This window comes from Terasakiella brassicae, assembly GCF_014641495.1.
Classification (GTDB): domain Bacteria; phylum Pseudomonadota; class Alphaproteobacteria; order Rhodospirillales; family Terasakiellaceae; genus Terasakiella; species Terasakiella brassicae.
Genome location: NZ_BMHV01000080.1, coordinates 1 through 652, shown reverse-complemented (window position 1 = coordinate 652; position 652 = coordinate 1). Strand labels below are relative to the sequence as shown.

The window sequence follows — 652 nt, the reverse complement described above, 5'->3', positions numbered from 1 at the left end:
CCCGATGGGCTCAACCGCTTCAGGCACCGTCAGGGAGGTGTTGCAACACCTCCCTGACAAACAAAAGAGGCAGAAAGATCATAACAAATCTTTCTGCCTCTTAATGTATAAGCCCCTAAACTGTCATCCCCGACCCTGATCGGGGATCCATCTTTGCTCAATGAGTAGCATATAACACATTGATTTTAAATGGATCCCGCATCAAGTGCGGGATTGTCTCTTTAAAGCTTGCTATATTTTATCAAAAGCATGAATGCTGAATATCCCAAGGGGCTATGGCCATAGCCCCTTGGGAGCGGTTCAGGCGACCGTTGCGGGATTGGGCTGGAGTTGTGAATGCCCGTCGTCATCGGGGTCCCTGAGGCCGTTTTCCTTAAAACGCTTGAAGAGTTGTAGGGGCTTATACGCCCGAAGACAATCCAAAGCACAGGAAACGAAGGTAGTTTATCATGACCCATTCTTCCGATAAATCTCTTGTTATTCTTGGCTGCGATATTGCCAAAGAAACCATTGTTATCTGTAACCGAAGCACAGACGAGTTCAAAACCATCGCCAATCGCAAACAGGCCATTCGTCATTTTTTGAAACCTTTTCAGGACGGGAATGTCTTTGGTATTTGTGAGGCAACAGGGGGATATGAAAGCCTGTTGCT

General features: G+C 46.9%; 1 protein-coding gene. It reads left to right on the top strand.

The genetic code is table 11. The features are described 5' to 3' along the window. Positions 1-449: 449 nt before the first annotated feature. Positions 450-652 (top strand): hypothetical protein (locus tag IEW74_RS17265; RefSeq protein ID WP_229734411.1); only part of this gene is annotated, 203 nt, incomplete at its 3' end.